Origin of the sequence: Salinisphaera sp. C84B14, assembly GCF_040361435.1 — a bacterium.
Lineage (GTDB): Bacteria > Pseudomonadota > Gammaproteobacteria > Nevskiales > Salinisphaeraceae > Salinisphaera.
The window spans coordinates 210,291-230,000 of sequence record NZ_APNL01000002.1 but is presented as its reverse complement, the minus strand read 5'-3'; the positions used below and the strand labels follow the sequence as shown (position 1 = coordinate 230,000).

General features: G+C 63.2%; 18 protein-coding genes and 1 pseudogene. 10 read left to right on the top strand and 9 right to left on the bottom strand.

The features are described from left to right. Nucleotides 1-101: 101 nt before the first annotated feature. From fghA to polA, 4 genes and pseudogenes are all read left to right on the top strand, one after another. The gene (gene fghA / locus C84B14_RS02560; RefSeq protein WP_353221724.1) at nucleotides 102-956 is read left to right on the top strand and encodes an S-formylglutathione hydrolase; all 855 of its coding nucleotides are present in this window, start codon (nucleotides 102-104) and stop codon (nucleotides 954-956) included. A gap of 152 nt (nucleotides 957-1,108) precedes the next feature. Continuing rightward, nucleotides 1,109-1,219: pseudogene (gene lptM, locus C84B14_RS02555) on the top strand (LPS translocon maturation chaperone LptM); the annotation flags it as partial. A gap of 99 nt (nucleotides 1,220-1,318) precedes the next feature. Further along, nucleotides 1,319-2,581, top strand: coding sequence for a diaminopimelate decarboxylase (gene lysA, locus C84B14_RS02550; RefSeq protein WP_353221723.1), 1,263 nt, complete (start codon nucleotides 1,319-1,321; stop codon nucleotides 2,579-2,581). A gap of 409 nt (nucleotides 2,582-2,990) precedes the next feature. Next, nucleotides 2,991-5,723, top strand: coding sequence for a DNA polymerase I (polA, locus tag C84B14_RS02545; protein WP_353221722.1), 2,733 nt, complete (start codon nucleotides 2,991-2,993; stop codon nucleotides 5,721-5,723). Between the two features lie 958 nt (nucleotides 5,724-6,681). Here the strand turns inward: polA and C84B14_RS02540 are convergent. Both C84B14_RS02540 and yihA read right to left on the bottom strand, forming a co-directional pair. Then, nucleotides 6,682-6,882 carry a hypothetical protein gene (locus C84B14_RS02540; protein ID WP_348766220.1) on the bottom strand — a complete coding sequence of 67 codons (201 nt, stop codon included), beginning with the start codon at nucleotides 6,880-6,882 and terminating at the stop codon, nucleotides 6,682-6,684. A gap of 69 nt (nucleotides 6,883-6,951) precedes the next feature. Then, entirely contained in the window at nucleotides 6,952-7,566 is a 615-nt protein-coding gene (gene yihA / locus C84B14_RS02535; RefSeq protein WP_348766221.1) for a ribosome biogenesis GTP-binding protein YihA/YsxC, read from the bottom strand. Between the two features lie 175 nt (nucleotides 7,567-7,741). Between yihA and C84B14_RS02530 the strand changes: the two genes are divergently transcribed. Further along, complete coding sequence (locus tag C84B14_RS02530) at nucleotides 7,742-8,656, top strand: c-type cytochrome (RefSeq protein ID WP_353221721.1); 915 nt, start codon at nucleotides 7,742-7,744, stop codon at nucleotides 8,654-8,656. Between the two features lie 39 nt (nucleotides 8,657-8,695). Next, complete coding sequence (locus C84B14_RS02525) at nucleotides 8,696-9,340, top strand: thiol:disulfide interchange protein DsbA/DsbL (RefSeq protein WP_353221720.1); 645 nt, start codon at nucleotides 8,696-8,698, stop codon at nucleotides 9,338-9,340. Nucleotides 9,341-9,922: 582 nt separating this feature from the next. Here the strand turns inward: C84B14_RS02525 and C84B14_RS02520 are convergent. After that, complete coding sequence (locus C84B14_RS02520; protein ID WP_353221719.1) at nucleotides 9,923-11,146, bottom strand: L,D-transpeptidase family protein; 1,224 nt, start codon at nucleotides 11,144-11,146, stop codon at nucleotides 9,923-9,925. Nucleotides 11,147-11,150: 4 nt separating this feature from the next. Further along, nucleotides 11,151-12,095 carry a L,D-transpeptidase Cds6 family protein gene (locus C84B14_RS02515; RefSeq protein ID WP_353221718.1) on the bottom strand — a complete coding sequence of 315 codons (945 nt, stop codon included), beginning with the start codon at nucleotides 12,093-12,095 and terminating at the stop codon, nucleotides 11,151-11,153. A 212-nt stretch (nucleotides 12,096-12,307) separates the two neighbouring features. Between C84B14_RS02515 and C84B14_RS02510 the strand changes: the two genes are divergently transcribed. From C84B14_RS02510 to mtnA, 4 genes are read left to right on the top strand one after another with little or no spacing between them, the layout of a single operon-like run. Beyond that, nucleotides 12,308-13,795 carry a mannose-1-phosphate guanylyltransferase/mannose-6-phosphate isomerase gene (locus C84B14_RS02510; RefSeq protein WP_353221717.1) on the top strand — a complete coding sequence of 496 codons (1,488 nt, stop codon included), beginning with the start codon at nucleotides 12,308-12,310 and terminating at the stop codon, nucleotides 13,793-13,795. A gap of 4 nt (nucleotides 13,796-13,799) precedes the next feature. Then, on the top strand, nucleotides 13,800-15,155 hold the full coding sequence (locus tag C84B14_RS02505) for a phosphohexomutase domain-containing protein (RefSeq protein ID WP_353221716.1): 1,356 nt from the start codon (nucleotides 13,800-13,802) through the stop codon (nucleotides 15,153-15,155). Between the two features lie 36 nt (nucleotides 15,156-15,191). Continuing rightward, the gene (locus C84B14_RS02500) at nucleotides 15,192-15,527 is read left to right on the top strand and encodes an NIPSNAP family protein (protein WP_353221715.1); all 336 of its coding nucleotides are present in this window, start codon (nucleotides 15,192-15,194) and stop codon (nucleotides 15,525-15,527) included. Then, on the top strand, nucleotides 15,524-16,561 hold the full coding sequence (gene mtnA, locus C84B14_RS02495) for an S-methyl-5-thioribose-1-phosphate isomerase (RefSeq protein ID WP_353221714.1): 1,038 nt from the start codon (nucleotides 15,524-15,526) through the stop codon (nucleotides 16,559-16,561). Before C84B14_RS02500 ends, mtnA begins: the two co-directional genes overlap by 4 nt. Before the next feature lie 39 nt (nucleotides 16,562-16,600). Here mtnA and C84B14_RS02490 read toward each other — a convergent pair whose 3' ends face one another. From C84B14_RS02490 to C84B14_RS02470, 5 genes are all read right to left on the bottom strand, one after another. Next, nucleotides 16,601-16,990, bottom strand: a complete 390-nt coding sequence (locus C84B14_RS02490) for a nuclear transport factor 2 family protein (RefSeq protein ID WP_353221713.1) — start codon at nucleotides 16,988-16,990, stop codon at nucleotides 16,601-16,603. Between the two features lie 78 nt (nucleotides 16,991-17,068). Then, on the bottom strand, nucleotides 17,069-17,428 hold the full coding sequence (locus C84B14_RS02485) for a MerR family transcriptional regulator (protein ID WP_353221712.1): 360 nt from the start codon (nucleotides 17,426-17,428) through the stop codon (nucleotides 17,069-17,071). Between the two features lie 49 nt (nucleotides 17,429-17,477). After that, nucleotides 17,478-18,041, bottom strand: a complete 564-nt coding sequence (locus C84B14_RS02480) for a 1,2-dihydroxy-3-keto-5-methylthiopentene dioxygenase (protein WP_348766232.1) — start codon at nucleotides 18,039-18,041, stop codon at nucleotides 17,478-17,480. A 51-nt stretch (nucleotides 18,042-18,092) separates the two neighbouring features. Continuing rightward, nucleotides 18,093-18,839 (bottom strand): acireductone synthase, encoded by a 747-nt coding sequence (gene mtnC, locus C84B14_RS02475; protein ID WP_353221711.1) that lies wholly within the window; start codon nucleotides 18,837-18,839, stop codon nucleotides 18,093-18,095. Then, nucleotides 18,836-19,459, bottom strand: coding sequence for a methylthioribulose 1-phosphate dehydratase (locus tag C84B14_RS02470; protein WP_353221710.1), 624 nt, complete (start codon nucleotides 19,457-19,459; stop codon nucleotides 18,836-18,838). The genes mtnC and C84B14_RS02470 overlap by 4 nt, the downstream gene beginning before the upstream one ends. Nucleotides 19,460-19,710: the final 251 nt, after the last annotated feature.

Below are 19,710 nucleotides of genomic sequence, written 5' to 3'. Positions count from 1 at the left end.
AATCGTCTGCATGAACCCGGATCGCCGTGGTGTCGGTCACGACATCACGGCGATTTCGTTTAGATTGGAACGACTGTCTCGAATTCTGCGCGGAGTCCACGATGGAAAAGATTGACGAACACCGCTCGTTCGGCGGCGTACAGCGTCGCTATACGCATGCCTCCGAGGTCTGCAATTGCGACATGACCTTTTCGGTCTACTTGCCGCCGCTGGCGGATACGCGTCGCGTGCCCGTGGTCTACTGGCTGTCCGGTTTGACCTGTACCGACGAAAACTTCGTTAACAAGGCCGGTGCCCAGCGTATCGCCGCGGAGCTCGGCCTTGCCATCGTCGCCCCGGACACCAGCCCGCGCGGCGAAGATGTGCCCGACGAGGACAGCTACGACATGGGCACGGGCGCCGGTTTCTATGTGAACGCCACCGAACAGCCCTGGGCCAAGCACTATCAGATGTACGACTACGTGGTTTCGGAGCTGCCTGGCCTGCTCGCCGATGAATTCGGCACCACGCTGGATCTGTCGCGCGAAGCGATTTTCGGCCATTCCATGGGGGGGCACGGCGCGCTGGTGATCGGTCTGCGCAATATCGATCGCTTTGCCGCCATCTCGGCGTTCTCGCCGATCTGTGCGCCCAGCGAAGTGCCGTGGGGCCACAAGGCGTTTCCGAAGTATATCGGCGACGACAAGCAGGACTGGTATGCCTACGACGCCAGCTATCTGCTAGCCAACGCCGACAATCCCGACGCCTTGCCACCGATTCGCGTGGAACAGGGCCTGGCCGACAATTTCCTGGACGAACAGCTGCAGCCGCATCGGCTTGAGGAAGCCGCCGAGAAGGTGGGCGCCGACGTCACCGTGCATCGACGCGAAGGCTACGATCACAGCTATTTCTTCATCGCCAGCTTCATGGAAGACCATCTGCGCTTTCTGGCGACCCATTTGGGCGTGGAAAGTTAGCGGCCGGTAAACCGTTTGACGACTGTGGCGCCGGGCGCACGACCCGGCGCCGGGGTGCCCGGGCCGGGCCAGCGTCGAGGCCGGCGGCCAAACGGTGTCGCACGAAACCACCACAGGCCCTAGACTAGGCGCTCAATTCACGGTGGCGAGCGATGATGAAAACGCTTTCGAGTGCCCTGCTGTTGGCGTTTGTGGCGGTCGTGCTGGCGGGCTGCGGTCAGACCGGCCCTCTGTATCTGCCCGGCGAAGCGCCCGAATCCCAGACCGACGGCCCGTTCGGCATGGACGACGATAGCGCCGACAACAGCAGCCGTCCGGCGTCCGACAACAGCGCCGAAGCCACCGACAACCGCGTCGATTAGATGGACCATTTCCAGTATCGCGATGGCGTACTCCACGCGGAGGGCGTCGCCTTGCCGGCAATCGCCGAGCGCTTCGGTACCCCTTGCTATGTGTATAGCGCGGCCACTATCGCCCGCCACTATCGCGTGTTCGACGAGGCCCTGGCCGGTATCGATCACCGCATCTGCTTTGCGGTGAAAGCCAACGGCAATATTGGCGTGCTCGGTCTGCTGGCCGATCTGGGCAGTGGTTTCGATATCGTCTCGGTGGGCGAGCTGGAGCGCGTGATCACCGCCGGCGGCGACCCCGCCAAGGTGGTGTTTTCGGGCGTGGGCAAGCGCGTGGACGAAATCGAGCGCGCGCTGGAAGTGGGTATTGCCTGCTTCAATATCGAATCCGAAGCCGAACTCGAGCGTATCGATACCATTGCCCGGCGTATGGGCACCACCGCGCCGGTGTCCCTGCGGGTGAACCCCGACGTGGATGCCCAGACCCACCCCTATATCGCGACGGGCTTGAAGGAGAACAAGTTCGGCGTCGATATCGGTCGGGCCGAAGCGCTGTATGCGCGCGCGGCCGAGATGGCGGGCATCACCATTCGCGGCGTGGATTGCCATATCGGCTCGCAGCTGACCCAGCTGGCGCCGTTTCGCGATGCGGTCAAGCGCGTACTCGCCCTCATCGACCGGCTGGCCGAACGCGGAATCGTCATCGACCACCTGGATGTAGGCGGCGGTCTGGGTATTCGTTATCGCAACGAGACCCCGCCTTCGCCGGCCGAATACGCAGAGAATATCCGTGATCTCGTGGAAGGTCGCGACCTCAAGCTCGTGTTCGAGCCGGGCCGTGTACTGGTGGGCAACGCCGGCGTGCTGCTCACGCGGGTCGAGCTGCTCAAGCCAGGCCAGGCCGACGACGACAAGCATTTCGCCGTGGTCGATGCGGCCATGAACGACCTGCTCCGGCCGGCGCTCTATGACGGCTGGCACGAGATCGTGGCGGTGACGGCGGGACCCGAGACGCCGGCCCGCGTCTGGGAAATCGTCGGCCCGATCTGCGAAACCGGCGATTTTCTCGGCCACGACCGCGAACTGGCCCTGGCCGCAGACGATCTGCTGGCGGTACGTAGCGCGGGTGCCTATGGCTTTAGCATGGCATCGAGCTACAACGCTCGCCCGCGGGTGGCCGAAATCATGGTCGACGGCGATACGCCCCACGAAGTGCGGGCTCGGGAAACCGTGGCCGACCTCATGCGCGGCGAAAAGCGGCTGCCGTTTGCTTGATCTTCAGACGTGTTCGCGCGCTTTTTGAAGGCATCAACCTGAGATTACGCCGATTGCGCAGATAGTAAGGCGCTGGAAATGGTAGGCGTCGCTTCGTCGCTGAAGAAGGCCGTTAGTCCGCAGATCGACACAGGTAAACGCAGATAAAAACAAAGATCGGTTAGACCGAGGTCCACGACTAGCCCTACGGTCGCTTTCCGATCGGCATGCCTCAGCGTCGATCTGTGGATACTTGTTCGAAGAACGCGGCCCGATGCGCGCTGTGATCATGTTCCAGGTGTCGGCTTTCGGCCAGGCGCGGGCTGGGTGGGTCTTAATCCATTGCCATCTGCGTTAATCTGCGGATCGATTCTTGTTTGTGGCCGCCCCGCGATCCATCCGGGCGGCTGCCTGTTTGCCGGTTGATGCCATGTCCGATTCTGCCAATGCTTCTGCCACGAAAGCCGCTGCGTCGCCGCGCGGGCCGTTGATTCTTATCGATGGTTCGTCGTGGTTGTATCGCGCCTATCACGTGCTGCCACCGCTGACCAATGCGGCCGGCGAGCCCACCGGTGCGATCTACGGCATGACCAACATGCTGCGCAAGTTCCTGCGCGAATACGATTCGGATCGTATCGTGGTGGTATTCGATCCGCGCGGCCCGACCTTTCGTAACGAGCTGTTCGCCGACTACAAGGCCAATCGTCCACCGGTGCCGGAAGAGCTCTCGGCCCAGTTCGCCGGCATTCGCGATGTGGTGGTGGCACTCGGCCTGCCCCTGCTGCAGGTCGACGGTGTGGAAGCCGACGACGTGATCGGCACCCTGGCCAGCCGCGACGCCGGCGAGGTGCTGATCGTGACCGGTGACAAGGATATGGCACAGCTGGTCAACGAGCGGGTGAACCTGCTCGATACCATGCAGGATCGGCGCACCGACGTGGCTCGTGTGCACGAAAAATTCGGCGTCGGCCCCGAGCTGATCACAGACTATCTCGCCCTGGTCGGCGATAGCTCCGACAATATACCGGGCGTGGCCAAGGTCGGGCCCAAGACCGCCGCGAAATGGCTGCTGCAGTACGACGGCCTCGACGGCGTAATCGCCCATGCCGACGAAATTGGCGGCAAGGTCGCCGATAACCTGCGCGCGGCGCTCGACGATCTGCCGCTGTACAAGAATCTGGCGACGATTCGCTGCGATCTCGATCTGGGCTCGGTCGGCGAGGCGCTCACACGCCGCGAAGCCGATACGGCCGCCCTGGCCGAGCTGTATCGCGGCTACGAATTCCACAAGTTTCTGGAAGATATCGATGCGCCGGCCGCACAGGCTGACGCCGAAGTGCCCGCCGCCCCGGCCGAAACCCATTACCACCAGGTGCTCGACGAAGACGCCCTCGAGGCGATGATGGCCAAGCTCGAAGCCGCCGAGCTGATCTGTGTGGATAGCGAAACCGATGCGCTGTCGGCCATGCAATCGAATCTGGTCGGGCTGTCGTTCGCGGTCGAACCGGGCGAAGCCTGGTACGTACCGGTCGGGCACGACTACATGGGCGCGCCCAAACAGCTGTCGATGAAAACCGTCATCGAGCGCGTGCGCGGCGTGCTGGAAAACCCCGATATCGCCAAGCTCGGCCAGCACATCAAGTACGACATCAACGTACTGCGCCGGCACGGTATCGACGTGCGCGGCGCCGATCACGACACCATGCTCGAATCGTATGTGCTCAACAGCACGGCCACGCGTCACGATATGGATTCGCTGGCGCAGAAGTATCTGGACCGCAGCACCACCAAGTTCGAAGAGGTGGCCGGCAAGGGCGCCAAGCAGATCACCTTCAATCAGGTATCGCTGGAACAGGCCACGCCCTATGCCGCCGAAGATGCGGACATCACCCTGCAGCTGCATCACCGACTCTACGGCGAACTGGCCGAGAGCCCCCGGCTGAAAGCGCTCTACGAAGATATCGAAATGCCGCTCATGCCGGTGCTCGCCCGCGTCGAGGCCAACGGCGTGCTCGTGGATCGAGACATGCTCGGCCGGCTGAGCCAGACAATGGCCGAGCGCATGGCCGAAATCCAGACCCAGGCATTCGAGGCCGCCGGCGGTGAGTTCAATCTCGGCTCGCCGGCCCAGCTCAAGGATATTCTCTTCGATCGCCTGGAACTGCCGGTCATCCGTAAAACGCCCAAAGGCGCGCCTTCGACCGCCGAGGACGTGCTGCGCGAACTGGCCGACCAGCACGAACTGCCGGCGCTGATCGTGTCCTGGCGAGAGTTGTCCAAGCTGCGCTCGACCTATGCCGAGAAGCTGCCCACCCAGATCAATCCGAAGACCGGGCGGATCCATACCTCCTATCATCAGGCGGTCGCCGCGACCGGTCGGCTGTCGTCGTCGGATCCGAACCTGCAGAACATCCCGATCCGCACCGAGGCCGGGCGGCGTATTCGGGAGGCGTTCATCGCGCCCGAAGGCCAGCAGATCCTGGCGGTCGACTATTCGCAGATCGAACTGCGCATCATGGCGCATCTGTCCGGCGACCCGGGGCTGCTGGCGGCCTTCAACGAAGAGCGCGATATCCATTCGGCGACGGCTTCGGAAGTATTCGACACGCCGCTGGCCGATGTCAGCACCAATCAGCGCCGCGCGGCCAAGGCGATCAACTTCGGCCTGATGTACGGCATGTCGGCATTCGGCCTGGCCAAGCAGCTGGAAACCTCGCGCGAGGAAGCCGGCGCCTATATCGACCGTTTCTTTGAACGCTTTGCCGGCGTGCGTCGCTATATGGACGAAACCCGCAAGCTCGCCAAGGCCGAGGGCTATGTGGAAACGCTCTACGGACGCCGGCTGTATCTGCCCGAAATCAACGCCCGCAACGGCGCGCGCCGCCAGGGCGCGGAACGCGCGGCGATCAACGCGCCGCTACAGGGCACAGCGGCCGATCTGATCAAGAAAGCCATGATCGATGTGGACGCCTGGCTGCAGCAAACCGGCGAGCCGGCCCGCATGATCATGCAAGTGCACGACGAGCTGGTCTTCGAAGTGCCCACCGAGCAGGCCGAGCGGCTGGGCAAGGCGATCAGTGAGCGAATGGGCCGGGTGGCAGAACTGGACGTGCCGCTGCTCGCCGAGGCGGGTATCGCGGCCAATTGGCAACAGGCGCACTGAGGCCCGATCGCGATTTGAAAATTTTTTGCGAAAAGCGGGAACTCGCCGGGAAACCCCCGGTCTTATTTCCCGTGAGCATTGCGATGCTCGACCGCTTTTCTCCCTGAGCGGTAACCAATATCCGGTTTCCCCCCCAAGAACCGGAATACTTGCCCCGACGGCGTTCCCCCCGCCGTCGGGGTTTTTTCTTTGTGCTCAAGCCCGCGTACGAATATCCCCATGCCGGATTTTTGATCCGGCACCAAGACAGCTGACCGCGTCAGCTGTTCTCAACGCCGGCGAAAAATAACGACCGGCATCTATCCGTCGTGTCTTTCGGTGGCTTCGCGGCCGTTGGTCGTGGCGTGCGTGCTTTCGCACAGACGTTATCAACCCGAAAAATCATCGATTGGATAATCTTTTCTTGGGCCGGATTGATAATAGCGCTGAACAAGATACCGGGCGGGCGAAAAAAAATTGCCCGGGCCGGGAACCTGTTTGCGTTCCTGCGGGTCTGACCCTCTACAAGCGCAATGCTTGACCGCTTTTCTCCCTGAGCGGTAACCGAATCCGGTTTCCCCCCAAGAACCGGTCTATTGCCCCGACAGGCTTCCCCCAGCCGTCGGGGTTTTTTTTGCGCGCATTCAGCAGGTTGGCTCTCCCCAGAGCGGTCCGCTGTCGCGACGCAAAATTTTTTTTCAACTTTTTTGGAACAAACCGCTTGGCCGCCGGTCTGACCTTATGCAAGCGCTATACTTGCCCGCTTTTCTCCCTGAGCGGTAATACGATCCGGTTCCCCCCAAGGCTGGATCGGTCGCCCCGGCGGTATTCCCCCTGCCGCCGGGGCTTTTTTTATTCCCTGAGCAATCAAACTCTTGTTGTGGCTATTTTATGCCACAGAAAAACCGGCGCGTCGATTAAAACGGCCGGTTTTCCGATGAGCGGTAGTCACCGCGCGAAATGCGCGTATCCGTCTGCTTCAGCTGCGCGGTACCACCATGCGCCGATTGAGATCCTCTCGTACGCTCAGAAGGATCAGCTCATGAAACAGGGACTTGATTGCCGGCGAGCGTTCGCCGCCGCAGTCCCAGGCCAGCTGCACGTGGCCGGAATCGATATCGATGATCTCCAACTGGGGGCGGCCCTCTCGATCGAGCCAGGCCCGAATGTCATATCCCATGTGTCAGCCCTCCTTAAGGATGCACTTCGAGCATACATGAGAATGATTCTTATTTACACGCGTGTATTGCTAATCCACCACCTGCTCATTTACGCCATCGGCAAATGCCGCGATAGCCGAGCGGGCTTCGTCGATGCCCAGGCGCTTGGTGGCCGAAAACAGCTGTGCGCTGGCATCGGGCATATCGCGCGCAACCTGGCGTAACGTATTGACCTGCTGGTTGCGCGACAGTTTGTCGGCCTTGGTCAGCAGCAGATGAAAGCCCAGCCCCTGCGTCTCGCCCCAGCCGATCAGCTGGCGATCGAATTCCAGCAGCGGGCGGCGTGCGTCCATGATCAGCACGACGCCGGCCAGCGTCGTGCGGTTGGCCAGATAGCCTTCGATGAGAGATTGCCAGGCGGCCTTGACCGCGGGCGGAACCTTGGCGAAGCCATAGCCGGGCAGATCGGCGAAACGCAGCCGCTCGCTGGTAAAGAAGTTGATCGCCTGGGTGCGGCCCGGCGTCTTGCTCGTACGTGCCAGACCGGTTCGCTCGCAGAGCGCATTGAGCGCGCTGGACTTGCCGGCATTGGAGCGGCCGGCAAACGCGATCTCCGCGCCGGCCGGCTCGGGGAAGGCGCGCGGGTTGGGGGCCGAGCATACAAAGCGCATCGCTTTGAAATCGGCGGGCGTAATGCTTGTCATGAAGGACGAACCGGCAGGAAAAAAGTGAAGGAATGTCAGCCGCGGCCGCGCACAAGACTGTGGCGTACGCAGCGGGTGGTATACAATAAAAGACTATATCCAGTGGGCAGCCAGAATCCGATCGAGTTCGGATAGCGCCATTGTGCTGCCGTTTTGCGTCGGAGACGACTACGACATGACCAAGCGCCTTTTTGTGTTGTTCGGCTTGATGATCTGTGCCGGGGCCGTCGCTGCCGAGCCGTTGGTTGACGGTGATGTCGAGGCCGGCAAGACCCGCTCTGCCCAGTGTGCGGCCTGCCATGGCCCGCAGGGCAACATGGAGTCGGCCCAGTTTCCGAAGCTTGCCGGCCAGGGCGCGCCCTATATCTATGAACAGCTCAAGCTGTTCAAGTCCGGTGAGCGCCAGAACGCGATCATGGCCGGTCAGGCTGCCGGCCTGAGCGACGAGGACATGAAGAATCTGGCCGTCTACTACGCTGCGCAGCAGACCCGACCGGGCGCTGCCGATGTGTCGACCGCGCCGGCCGGTGCCATCCTCTATCACGCGGGCGATGCCGAAAACGGCGTACCGGCCTGCTCCGGCTGCCACGGCCCGAGCGGGCTGGGCAACGAAGCCGCGAAGTTTCCGCGTCTTTCCGGTCAGTCCCCGCAATATATCGCCACCCAGCTCAAGGCCTATCGTAGCGGTGATCGTTCGGGCTATCGCAATGCCACCATCATGAATGGCGTGGCCGAAAATCTCAGCGATGACGACATCCAGGCACTGGCCTCCTATGTGGCCGGTCTGGGCCCGGCAACCGGCGACAAGAAAGGCGGTGGGCACGGCGCACTGATGCAGCATGCCGGTGGCCCTGCCGGCGCCGCAGCAGGCCAGGCGATGACCGGCGGCGACGCGGAAAGCGAAGCCTCGCCGGAGGATGTCGAGGCCAGCGAACAGCAGTCGCAGGACGCCGACGCAGCGGCCAAGCAGGAAGCCGGCGCCGCTGCCGGCGACGAGGCCGCAAGCACCGACGACGGCGCGGACGACAAAGAGGCCGATGCCGGCGAAGACGACGGCGCTGCCAGCGAAGCAAACGACAACGCGCAGTAACCGTCGGGTTTCGCTGCGCCGGAAAGAGGTCGGGCACGAATGAAGATGTGGCGTATTGCGGCGGGCTTGGCCCTGCTACTGATCGTGGGCGTGGTGCACGCCCAGGGGCTGATGATTTCGCGCTATGTGGAAGGCGAGCATTACCTCGCCGCCAAGCAGCCGATCGCCCCGCCCGACGACGGCAAGATCCACGTCACCGAGTTCTTTCTTTACAGCTGTCCGCACTGTTATCACCTCGAGTCGGATCTCAACGACTGGCGCGCCCAGCTGGGCGACGACGTGGAATTCTCGCGCGTGCCGGTATTGTTCAGCGCCGGCGGTGAGCCCTATGCGCGTCTGTATTACACCGCCGAAAAGCTCGGCGTGCTGGAACAGGTGCACGACAAGATCTTTGCTGCCATCCATGAGCAGGGGCGGCGGTTGCTCAGCGAGTCGGCCATGCGCGATTTCATGGTGTCTCAGGGCGTCGACGGCGAGCGTTTCACCCAGGTGTATGAAAGCGACGAGATCACGCAAAAGCTGCGTGAAGCCGCCCAGGCCATGCAGGCTTATCCGGTGACGGCGACCCCGGCCATTACGGTTGCAGGCCGCTACTACATCACCGGACGTACGGCAGGCAGCAACGATCGTATGCTTGAGGTCGCGGATTACCTGATCGCACAGCAGCGCAAGGCGCGTCGGTAAGCCACGCGGCAGTCGCCGGCAACCGTTGCCGAAGCTGTCGGCTGACGCGGGCATTGTCCCGATCCCGGTCGCATCGATACCGTCGCGCTCGGCGGCCAACAGCGCTTGGCCCACCCAGCATCCGATGACACGGACGCGTTCAACGCAGGCGCGTGAGCGCCAGAGTGTGTGCCGCGCCATGGATTGAAGGCTCGATTGCTGCCCGACCTCAGCCTTCGGTCTAAAACTGTTTGATTACAAGCTTGCCTGCGTTATCCGCTGCTGGCCGTGCGGCAGTTCTTGCGCTTGGCTCGGCGACCGGGCAGCGTGCCGGCAGAGACGACGTCAGCGAGAGCTTATTGCTCGCGCACCAGAACAGCTGACGTAGCCAGCCGTTTCCAACATCATCGAGAGAAAGGCCGGCCCCTGTGCGTCATTTCTTTTAATGGCTTTGCAACCCGGTGGCCGGGCCGCGCCTGCTATCGCATACCCGAGCTATCAATCCGACAAATCATCGATTGAAGAATCTATTTCGGGCCCGCTTCATAACCTCGGACCGGCCACGAGAGGCCGTTCACACCTGCAGGCGGGGTATGGCGGGGGTCAGTCCTGTTCGGTTTCCAGCACGATCTGCCACTCGCCATCGTCGCTTTGGTGCCAGTACTGCACCTTGCGGTCTTCGGCGTGGTAGTTGTTGCTGGTATAGGCCTGGTTGAACATCACCTTCATCATTCGATCCTCGCCGGGATAGCGCATGATGCTGATATCGCTCAAATCCACCTCGATCTTTGTCTTGGTGGCGTTGATGCGTTTCTTTTCGATGGCGAAGTCTTTCTTGTCCAGGCCCTTGTCGCTGACAAAGCTCGGCGCGTAATAGGCAAGATAGGATTTCGTATCGATCGCCTGCCAGCTATGCCGCCAGGATTCGATCGTGGCCAGCATCGCGCTGCGCTGCTGCTCGACTTCGGCGGCCGATACCCAGTTTAGGCCGGTGGTCATGATCACCGGCGTCTTGCCAACGGTCACCTGCTCGCGAATCGATTCGAAGTCGTCGTTGGCGATCACCACACAGCCTTCGCTGGCACGCGGGGTGCGCGAATAGGTGGTACGCGGCACGCCGTGCAGCCAGATACCGTAGCCGGTGCGTCCATGCAGCCGATCGAGCGCGTTCGGATAATTCACGGGCAGGGCGCCCACGCCGTAGAGCTCGGGCAGCTTGTTGTCGTCGATATAGCGGGTGATGTGGTAAATGCCGATGGGCGTGCGCATGTCGCCCTCGACCTGTTTGCCGGCGCCGCCGCGACCGATGGTGGTATAGAAGTCGGACACCAGCCGGGGCACGCCCTGTTCGTTCTCGAACAGATAGAGGCGGTTGTTCGACAGGTCAACCACGACCACGTTGTCGTACTCCGGCGATAGCTGCAGGATCACGTCCGGGACCTTGCCGTCGGTGGCCGCGGATACCCGGTGCGCCCAGCGGCTCTTGGCTTCGTCGAGCAGGGCATCGCGCTGATCGCGCATCTTTTCGCTGATCGCCGGGTCGATGCTGCGCCCGGTGCGCGCCACCATCAGTTCGCCGTAGACGAGCTGGGCAAGGCGAAAATTCGGGCGCGCCTCGATCAGATCGGACAGATCGTTGATGGCACTGTCGTAGTCGCCCTTCTGGGCCAGATTGAGCACGGCCAGCAGCTGGGCCTCGGCGCTGGAGTGCACCTTGCCACCGCTGCGCGCGGCCTGGGTTTCGGTACCGGCCGCGAAGGCGCTTGCCGATAGCATCAGCCCGCATGCGATCAACAAAAAGCTATGAATGGCGTGGCGTACCGACATGACGCTAGTTCGTCCCCGTGGTTTCGCGCAGGATGCGCCAGCCCGCCGGGGTGCGGGTGAGCACCATCTGCTTGTCGACCCGGTCGCTATAGCGGGGCGATTCGTATTCCTGGGTGAAATCGATCTGCACCGCGCCATTGGCCAGACGCGTGATCGAAGGGTCCTCGATACGGATATGAATATCCTCGGGCTTGTTCAGGCGTGCCTGGCGTAATTCGAGCCATTCCTGCCGAGTCATGCCGTCCCCCGGGTCGTACTCATCCGCATAGAAATCGGTGTAGGCGTCGAAATCCTGCGCCGACCATGCCTGCGCCCAGGCACGCACGGTCTGGATGATGCTGCGGCTGGCCTGATCGCTGATCGTGTCGCTGTTGGAATTCGGCGTCGCGGGCCGCTTCGCAGGCGCCGGCGTCGGCGCATTCCCCGGCGCGACCGACTCCTGTGCATAATATAGACGATCGAGCATGGTCAGCGGTAGCTTGGTGTCGTCGTCGTCGGTGCCCAGCGCCTTGCGATAGGCCAGTTCGGCCAGGGCGGTATACACATCGCCCAAGTTGCGGTGCGCGGTCGCATAGGCCGGCTGTGTGGCCAGCGCCTTTTCCAGCCACTTGCGGGCCTTGTCGTATTCGCCCTGGTCGGCATAGAGCACGGCCAGGTTGTTGGCCGGCTCCACACGCAGGGGGTAATCCGCCGCGAGCTTTTCGTATTCGGCGATCGCTTTCTCGACATGCCCCTGGCCGGCGCGCGCGCGCGCATGCATGAAGCGCGCATCGCGGTTGCCGGGATGGGCTTCCAGATAGGTCTGGGACAGGCGCGCCGCGGCATCGAACTTGCCGGTATCGATTTCTTGCTGGAGCTCGTCGAGCGTGACCGCCGTGGCTGCCGCCGACACGAAAAGCAGCGCACCCAGCAGGGCCGCGAACGGCTTTGTCGCTATGCGTCGTGTCACGAGTGCATCGTCCTGTCCTGCTGAGAAGCGTAAGAGCGCACGCCAGCGTACGATTCGCCCGGTCGTGGTCTCGACTTCAAGAAATTATACTAGACGCCGCGCCCGCGCTCGCATCGCGCGCGGCTAACGCATCATTTTTGTTATAAAACCCGCGGCGCGCCGGCTTTAGCCGCGCTCCCTATTCACTATTACGGCGCACCTGGAGAAACCTGATGCTGATTCCCGTTTTGCTCGCAGGCGGCATCGGTACCCGATTGTGGCCGCTGTCGCGCGAGAGCCGGCCTAAACAGTTTCTGGCCCTCAACGGCGAAGCCAGCCTACTCGAACAGACGCTGGCGCGCGCAGCGCGGCTGGGCGAGGTCGGCCCGGCGCTGTTGATCGGCAACGTCGAGCACCGCTTCGTGATGGCCGAGCAACTGCGGGCGAGCGGGATGCGAGGTCAGGTCATCCTCGAGCCTTCGCGGCGCGATACCGCGCCCGCGGTCGCCGCTGCCGCGTTTCAGGCGCTGGCCGAACACGGCGACAACGCGGAACTGCTGGTCATGCCGACCGATCATGCCGTGGCCGACGCCCGGGCGTTCGAACAGGCGGTCGAGCGCGCGCGCGCCCGGGCCGCGCGGGGCGGAATGACGCTGTTCGGCGTACGCCCGGCCCGGCCCGAGCCCGGGTTCGGCTATATTCAAGCCGGCGAGACCCTCGACGAAGGCGTGCGTCGCGTACAGACGTTCGTGGAAAAGCCCGACCGGGCCCGTGCGGCCGTTTATCTCGAAAATCCCGACTATTACTGGAACAGCGGCATGTTCCTGTTCAGAGCGCGCGATTACCTGGCGTCACTCGCGCGCCAGGCGCCGGCGATTCATGCAGCCGCGAAGGCCGCCCATGCCGGGGCGCATATCGATATCGACTTTCTGCGCCTGGACGAAGGCGAATTCGAACAAAGCCCGTCGAAATCGATCGACTATGCGGTGATGGAAGGCGCGGACGATGCGGTGATGGTCGAGCTTGACGCCGGCTGGAGCGACCTGGGCAGCTGGTCGGCGGTGGCCGACGCCGCGGGGGCCGACGCGCAGGGCAACAGCGTGCAGGGCGATGTGGTCATCGAAGACAGCCAGGGCTGTATTTTGCACAGTCAGGATCGGCTGCTGGCCACGATCGGGCTGCGCGACACCATCGTCATCGAAACGGCAGACGCGGTGCTGGTGGCCGATCGCGGCAGCGAACAACGCATCCGCGAGCTCGTCACGCGTCTCACGGACAGCGGCCGCGAAGAGGCGACCGCCTATCGCAAGGCCTACCGGCCCTGGGGCAGCTACGAACAGATCGCCGTGGGCGAGCGTTTTCAGGTCAAGCATATTCGCGTGACGCCGGGCGGCCGGCTGTCGCTGCAGAAGCATCATCATCGAGCGGAACACTGGATCGTGGTCCACGGCACCGCCAAGATTACCTGCGACGGACGCGAAAGCCTGCTCACCGAAAACGAATCCACCTTCATCCCGCTGGGTGCCGTGCATCGGCTGGAAAACCCGGGCAAGGTCGATCTCGACCTGATCGAGGTGCAGTCGGGCAGCTACCTCGGCGAAGACGATATCGTAAGATTCGACGACGTCTACGGCCGTAGCGACAGTGAACCGCAGGATGGGAACACGGTCCCAGGCACCGCGGCTGCCGCCGATTCCACCCTGCACGCAACCAAGGAGTGACCCGATGGGCCAGTATTATCCGTTCTTCAAGGCCTATGACGTACGTGCCAAGGTGCCGGACGAGCTTGATGCCGGGCTGGCCAGGCGTATCGGCCGGGCCTTCGTGGCCGAGCTGGGGGCCAAGACGGTGGTGGTAGGCCGCGACATGCGCCTGTCCAGCGAGGAACTCGCCGATGCGCTCATCGATGGCCTGACCGAAGGCGGCGCGGATGTGCTGGATATCGGCCTGTGCGGCACCGAAGAAGTGTATTACGGCACGTTTTCCCAAAACGCGGACGGCGGCATCATGGTGACCGCCAGCCACAACCCCAAGGATTACAACGGTCTGAAGTTCGTGCGCGAACAGGCGCGGCCGATTTCCAGCGATACCGGCCTGTTCGATATCGAAAAGCGCGCCTACGACAACGACTTTGCCGCGTCGGCGCAAACCGGCGAACGCCGGCCGCTGGATCAGCGCGACGACTATGTCCGCTTTCTGCTCGATCAGATCAAACCCGAGCAGATGAAGCCGCTCAAAATCGTGGCCAACCCCGGTAACGGCTGTGCCGGGCTGGTCGCAGCCGCGCTCGAAGGTCATCTGCCGTTCGATATCGTGCGCGTGCATTTCGAGCCCGACGGCCATCTGCCCAACGGTATTCCCAACCCGCTGCTGCCCGAAAATCGTGAGGCCACGGCCACCGCGGTGCGCGAGCACCATGCCGACTTCGGCGTGGCCTGGGACGGCGACTTCGACCGCTGTTTTTTCTTCGACGAGCGCGGCGAATTCATCGAGGGCTACTACATCGTCGGCCTGATAGCCGAAATGCTGCTCAAGATGAACCCCGGCCAGGCGATCGTGCACGACCCGCGCCTGACCTGGAACACCCTGGCCCAGGTCGAAGAGAACGGCGGCAGGCCCGTGCAATCGAAGTCCGGCCACTCGTTCATGAAACAGACCATGCGTGAGGTCGATGCCCTCTACGGCGGCGAAATGAGCGCGCATCATTATTTCCGCGATTTTTCCTATGCCGACAACGGCCATCTGCCCTGGCTGGTACTGGCGCAGCTGATTTCGGAAACCGGCAAGCCGTTGTCGACGCTGGTCGAAGAGCGCATCGCCGCCTTCCCGGCCTCGGGCGAGATCAATCGCGAGATCGGCGACCCCGATGCCGCGCTCGCGGATCTGGAATCGCATTACGGCGCCGCCGCGCAAGCCGTCGAACACGTCGACGGCCTGTCGATGGACTTTGGCGACTGGCGCTTCAATCTGCGCAAGTCCAATACCGAGCCGGTGGTGCGGCTCAACGTCGAGGCCCGCGGCGATATCGAACTGATGCGCGCCAAGACCGACGAACTGCTCGAACGGCTCGGCCAGCACTGAATTTGGCCCTTATCCGTTCTCGATAGGAGTTAGGCGATGGTGACCTGCTATCTGCGTTACGAGATCGACCCGCGCCAAACGCGCGAGTTCGAGCACTATGCGCGTCTATGGATACCGCTGGTCGAGCGTTTCGGCGGCCGCCATCACGGCTATTTCCTGCCGCACGAGGGGGCCAACGATATCGCCGTTGCGCTGTTTAGCTTCGCGAGCCTGGCCGACTACGAGACTTACAGAGAGCGCGCCGCGTCGGATGCCGACTGTCAGGCTGCCTTTGCCTATGCCCGGCAAACGGGCTGTATCCGGCGCTATGAGCGCAGCTTCATGCGGCCGGTATTCGATGGCCCATCCACCGCCGACACATTCGTTGTATGAAAGATCGTGACTGTCTGGCCCTGCGCGTACGCAGCGGCCGGTTGATGCTGCTGGACCAGTCGCGCCTGCCGCACGTGCAGGACTGGTTCGCGGTAGATGATGTCGCCACCCTGGTCGAGGCGATTCATGCGCTGCGAACCCGCGGCGCGCCCATGATCGCCATTGCGGCCGCGCTGCTGGTCGCGGTACGCGTGGAGGCGGGCGACGACCGCGATACCGTGGGCCAGGCGATCGCGCGTCTGCGCGAGGCGCGGCCGACCGCGGTGAACCTCATGCATGCGATGGATGCGCTGGCGCTTGCGCTCGACGCCGACGATTGGCGGGCCGCCGTCGTGACAAGTGCCGAGGCCCTGTTCGACGATGATCGCGCCCTGTGCGACGCCATGGCCGAGCGCGGCGCGGCGCTGATCGGCCCCGGCGAACGTATTCTCACCCACTGCAATACCGGCGGGCTGGCCACGGCCGGGATCGGCACGGCGCTGGGCGTGATACGCCGTGCCCACGAGCGTGACCCGGGTATTTCGGTCTGGGTGGATGAAACCCGCCCGCTGTTGCAGGGCGGGCGCCTGACCGCCTGGGAGCTGGGCGAGCTGGGTATCGACTACCGGCTGATCACCGACAGCATGGCCGCCAGTTTCATGGCGGCCGGCGAAGTCGATCGGGTGCTGGTCGGCGCCGATCGCATCGCCGCGAACGGCGATTTCGCCAACAAGATCGGCACCTACGGGCTCGCGGTGCTGGCCCACCATCACGATATCCCGTTTGCGGTGGTCGCCCCGCACACCACGGTCGACTCCGGCTGTGCCAGCGGCGCCCAGATCCCTATCGAACAGCGCAACGCGGCGGAAGTACGCGGCGTGACCGGCGCGGCCGGCGAGCTGGCCTGGGCGCCGGCCAATGCCGCCGTGGCCAATCCGGCCTTCGACGTCACGCCGGCGGCGCTGATCGATCACTGGATTCTGGATACCGGCGTGTTTGATCGACTCGAGGTCGAGGCCGGCGTGTTCCAGTTCGGTGGGGCCGCGGTGGGCTGAAAAAGGCTGTCCGCGACGCCTGCAAGGACAGGGCGCCGCTCAGTCATCGTGATATGCCGCGGGGAGGGCGGCCGTGTCCTCGAACATCTTGTAGCGTGTGATCCGGCCGTCTGCGATCTCGCAGACCAGGGCCCATTCGCATTCGAACACCCGCTCGCTGCGACGTACGCGATGGCGCATGCGTCCGTGTGCGAACACGATATTGTCGTTTTCGGCCCAGTGATAGAACTCGAACGCCTCGGTCTCGAACAGTTCGCCGAGGGTGCCCAGAAACGTGCGTACACCGCTCGGACCGTGGAATACGCCGTAGATCGGCACCGTTTGCGGGCCCTGGGCTTCGAAGACGGCCTTGTCGTGAACCTGTATTAGCGCGCCATCGATATCGGCATTGGCCACGCAGGCGAAGAACTGGCGGACGGGGTGGGTCATGGTGATGCTCCAAAACGCTTGAGAACAATCACGGTACGACTTGGAGTGAACTCCAGGTCAAGCGCGTGATGCCGAGCGCTAGAGCGGCCCTTCCTGACCCTGATACCAGGCGATCTTGGTGCGGATGAGGCTCAAACTATCCTGTGCCCGGGCCAGTCGCTGTTCGAGTGCCGCGGCGTGGTCTTCGAGCAGCGCCCGGCGGCGTGCCGCGGTGGCCGCGCCCTGATGACGCAGCTGCGCATACTCGCGGATCTGAGCCAGCGGCATGCCCGTGTCCTTGAGCCGGGTCACGAACGCAATCCAGTCCAGATCGCGTGTGTCGAACACCCGATGCCCGCTGGCATTGCGCGCGATCCGGCGCAGCACGCCGATCTTTTCGTAATAGCGCAGCGTGTCGGCCGAGACCCCGCTACGGCTCGCGAATTCGCTGATATTCAAGACGGCTGTATAAAAACGGGCGCCGCAGCTCGACAGCGCCCGCGGGCGGTCAGCCCTGGCCGAGCATCTGTTCGCCGGCGGGGCGGAAGTCCTTGGCGATTTCCGTGCCGGTGAAGTTGGCCACCCAGCCTTCCTGGTTGTTGAACAGGCGGATGACCTTGAAATGCGGCTTGTCGCCCATGTCGAACCAGTGCGGCGTACCCGCCGGCACGCTGATCAGGTCGTCGGCTTCGCAGAGCGTGGCATAGACGCGATCGCCGATATGCAGGGTGAAAAGCCCGGCCCCGTCGACGAAGAAGCGGACCTCGTCTTCGCTATGCGTATGCTCATCCAGAAACTTGGCCCGCATGGCGTCTTTCTGCGGATGTTCCGGGTGCAGGCCGATCACGTCCCAGGTGGCATAGCCGAACTGGGCCTGCAGGCGTTCGATATCGCTCGCATAAGCCGCGCCGATCTGTTCTGCATCGGCATCGGCCGGCAGTTCGTGCTCGGCCGGCCAGCGTTCGAACAAGACGCCCACCTTTTCCAGTTCGGCAGCGATCTTGTCTGCGTCGGCCGTATCGATCAGCGGCTGTTGGGTATCGTTTTCGTTGTAGACGGTCAGTCGACTCATCGGTTTGCTCCTGTGTGCTGTGGCGCGCCGGCGCGGGGCACGCGACCCGGCTCAGACCAGTTCGATATCCTCGAACGATGCCACCACCGGGTGTCTTTCGCTCATTCTAGCCTTTTCCTGGGTATTTTCATCGCGGGCCACCCAGCAGGTCTGCAGGCCGGCGTTGGCGGCCGCATCCAGCTCTTCGCCCACGTCGGACAAGAACAGCAGCGAGGCCGGCAGTTCCCCCAGTTCGGCGGCGATCGCCTTGTAACTACGCATCTTCTTCTTGGCCCCGATGCGGGTATCGAAATAGCCGGAAAACAGATCGCTCAGGTCGCCGTGGTCGCTGTAGGTGAACAACAGCTTCTGCGCGGCGACGGAGCCGGAGGAATACACGTACAGCGCGCGTCGATCGTCGGCCCAGGCCTGCAGCGTGGCCACCGCGTCCTCGTAGACATGGCCGGTGAAATCGCCGTCGGTATAGCCTTTTTCCCAGACCAGCCCCTGCAGCGTCTTGAGCGGCGTGGCCTTGCGGTCTGCATCCATCCATTTCTCGAGGATCGTGATCACCCGGTCGAGATCCGCCTCCGGTTCCTCGGCTTCGGTGCGTACGTCGTCGATCAGGGCCGCGACCGCAGGCTCCTGGGCATGCGCGCGTACGAACGGCGGCAGATAGTCACGCGCGTAGGGGAACAATACGTCGTGCACGAAGGCGATATCCGAGGTTGTGCCTTCGATATCGGTGATGACGGCGCGTACGTCCGGCGTTGGCTCTTCCAGGCGCAGCCGGTCGTGATCGCCCATGAATTCGCTCATCGTGTGGTCTCCAGTTGTCGGCGCTGCAGTTCGCAGGCGAGCAGAAATTCCCAGCCTTCCAGATGCCGGCGTGCGCTGGCCAGGTCGGCGCCCCAGGCATAGATGCCGTGCCCGCGCACCAGAAAGCCGAACGCCGGGGCGGCCTCTTCGAAGCGTGCCTCGAGCGCCGCCGCCAGCGTTTCCATGTCCTGGCTGTTATCGAGCACGGGCAGATCGATCGCGGCCTCGTGGGTCAGGTTGCCGGTAATGCTTTTTTGCATTTCATAGCCTTCGAAACGCAGCCGCTGCGGCGTGTCGATACGCGAGAGCAGGGTATTGGCGATCGAATGCACGTGCAGCACCGCGCCAATGGCGGGATCGCGCCGATACAGGGCCAGATGCAGCCCGGTCTCGGCCGAGGGTTTGCCCTCGGCCAGCAGCTCGCCATGAATGGTCATGGGCAGCAGTTCGGCCGGCGTCAGCGCAGTCTTATCCACGCCGGAGGCCGTGATCAGCACGCGTTCGCCGTCCAGACGCCGCGAGAAATTACCGCCCGTGGCCGGGCAATAGCCGCGCGATGCGAACCAGCGTACGGTCTCGCAGAGCGCCTGTGCGGCAGCGGTGGTAGCGGCGGCGTCCATTCGTAGGCGTCTCGATTCGTGCCTGAATCGCGCATGCTAGCGCTGTGGCCGCGGCCTCGCCAATGCCGGGATGCGCCGATAACCCGAGCGTTGGTGCCTTTCGGGTTCGGAGTCAACGGGACCGGTGAAGTTAGATCTCGGGTTTTGCACAGTCGCGCAAGTGAGTTTGACCGGCTTTAAGCGGACAAGAACCCAGCAGTGTGAAACCGACGGTCCGACAAACTCGTGACTGCTGAACGACGTGCGGCTTG